The organism is Kitasatospora sp. NPDC127060, from assembly GCF_042724935.1.
In the GTDB taxonomy this organism is placed as follows: Bacteria; Actinomycetota; Actinomycetes; order Streptomycetales; family Streptomycetaceae; genus Kitasatospora.
This window is the reverse complement of record NZ_JBHXEG010000185.1, coordinates 1-2,154: the sequence shown is the minus strand read 5'-3', so window position 1 is coordinate 2,154 and position 2,154 is coordinate 1. Positions and strand designations below refer to the sequence as shown.

The following is a 2,154-nucleotide window of genomic DNA, read 5'->3' as shown; positions in this document are numbered from 1 at the left end:
GCCTCGCGAAGCGTGGGAGCAAGTAAGCACAGCCTCGCGAAGCGTGGGAGCAAGTAAGCAGCTTTGCCAGTCGGCAACTGCGCTACGGCGGGCGGGCGTTGGGGGTTTCCCCGAGCGCCCGCCCGCCGTTTCGCTAGATGACGGCGCCGGCCTTGACCACGTGCCTGAGGTGCCGTTCCGGGCGGGTCAGCACGGTGAGGTCGGCCAGCGGGTCGCCGTCGACGACCAGCAGGTCGGCGTGGGCGCCCGGGGCGAGGGTGCCGACCTCCCCCGCCAGGCCGAGCAGCCGGGCCGCGGTGGTGGTCGCCGAGCGGAGCACGTCGACGGCCGGCTGGACCTGGGCGCGCAGGGTGAACTCCTCCAGTTGGGCGTGGTGCAGCGGGCCGAGCAGGTCGCTGCCGTAGACCAGGTTGACGCCCGCGCGGTGGGCCCGCTCCAGGGCCTCCAGACCGCGGTCGCGGACCTCGGCGAGCTTGGCCAGCGAGGCCGGCGGCAGGCCGGAGGCGGCACCGAGCCGGGCGGTCCGCTCGTAGGCGACCAGGGTGGGGACCAGGAAGGCGTCCTTCTCCAGCAGCAGGTCCACGGTGGTGTCGTCCAGCAGGTTGCCGTGCTCGACGCAGCGCACGCCGGCCCGCAGGGCGCGGTCGATCGCCCGCGGGTGGTAGGCGTGCACGGTGACGTAGCGGTTGTGGTTCTCCGCCTCCTCGACGGCCGCCCGGATCTCCTCCTCGCTGTACTGGACGGCGGCGATCTCGTCGTGCGGGGAGGCGACGCCGCCGGAGAGCAGCACCTTGAGGTGCCGGGCGCCCTTGCGGAACTCGTCCCGGGCGGCGGCGCGCACCGCGTCCACGCCGTCGGCGATCCGGCCGAAGTGCGGGCGGGCCTCGCAGCAGGGCAGCGAGTCCTCGCCCAGCGGGCGGAGGTCGCCGTGCCCGCCGGTCTGGGACAGCGCCTTGCCGCCGTGCAGCAGGCGGGGGCCGGGCACCAGGCCCTCGGCCAGGGCGCGGGCCATGCCGTGGTCGGCGCCGCCGACGTCGCGGACGGTGGTGAAGCCGCGGCGCAGCATCCGTTCGGCCTCGGCGAGGGCGCGGACGGTGGCGTAGCCGGGCGTCCAGTCGGCGACGTCGCGCAGGTCGAGCGAGGTGACCAGCAGGTGGACGTGGGCGTCGATCAGGCCGGGCAGCACGGTGCCGCCGCGGGCGTCCAGGACCAGGACGCCGTCGGCGGCGGCGGGCGGGCGGCCGGTGCCGGTGGCGGTGATCCGGCCGTCGGCGGCCTCCAGCCAGCCGAGGTCGGTACGGGTGCCGTCCTCGGGGTGGAGCAGGTGGGCGTCGGTGATCAGCAGTCGACTCATGGGTCAGTGCCCTTCGCAGTTCAGTACGGCTCGTATTGAATACGGCTCGTACTGAATACACCATGTATCGTGCTCCTGTGAACCCACCCCCCACCGAACCCGCCGCTCCCCGGCCACCCCGCCGACGGATCCACACCCGGGCCCGACTGCTCGACGCGGCGCGCGAGCTGTTCCTCACCGTCGGCTTCGCGCGGACCAGCATCGAGGACGTCTGCGCCGCCGCCGGCTACACCCGCGGGGCCTTCTACTCGAACTTCGGCAGCAAGGAGGACCTGCTGCTGGCGCTCTTCGACGACCGGGCCGCCGAGCGGATGGCCGAGCTGGAGCGGCTCGCCGCCGCCTGCGAAGGGCTGGCGGCGCACCAGCGGGCCCGGCTGCTGGTCGAGGCGCTGCTGCGGGTCGAGCCCGCGGAGACCGGGTGGATCCTGCTGTTCCTGGAGTTCCGGCTGGCCGCGGCGCGCTCCGAGGCGCTGGCCGAGCAGGTCGCCACGCACGACCGGACGCTGGCCCGGGCCGTGGCGGACGTCCTGGAGCGGGCGCTGCCCGAGCTGGTGCCCCCGGGGGCCGATGCCGGGCAGGCGGCGGCGGTGATGCTGGCGGCACGTGAGGGGCTGCTGGCCCGGACGGCGGCGGGCGGCGCGGTGGCCGAGGAGCTGATGGCGGCGACGGCGGCGGTGCTGTCCGGGCTGCTCGGGCCCTGATCCGGCGCCGACCGGGCGCCGACCGGGCGCTCCGGTGCCCACCGGGCACTCCGGTGCCCACCGGAACGCCGAGGGGCGGCACCCGTGCGGTACGGGTGC

2 protein-coding genes are annotated in these 2,154 nt (G+C 75.4%); one reads left to right on the top strand and one right to left on the bottom strand.

All coding sequences use genetic code 11. The features are described from left to right. Positions 1 to 133: 133 nt before the first annotated feature. A complete protein-coding gene (locus ACFWIS_RS40585; RefSeq protein ID WP_380464118.1) occupies positions 134 to 1,354 on the bottom strand; it encodes an amidohydrolase family protein in 1,221 nt (406 codons plus the stop codon). 77 nt (positions 1,355 to 1,431) lie between these two features. On the opposite strand from ACFWIS_RS40585, the gene ACFWIS_RS40580 reads away from it, so the two are divergent. Then, positions 1,432 to 2,055, top strand: coding sequence for a TetR/AcrR family transcriptional regulator (locus ACFWIS_RS40580; protein WP_380464116.1), 624 nt, complete (start codon positions 1,432 to 1,434; stop codon positions 2,053 to 2,055). The last annotated feature ends 99 nt before the right edge of the window (positions 2,056 to 2,154 follow it).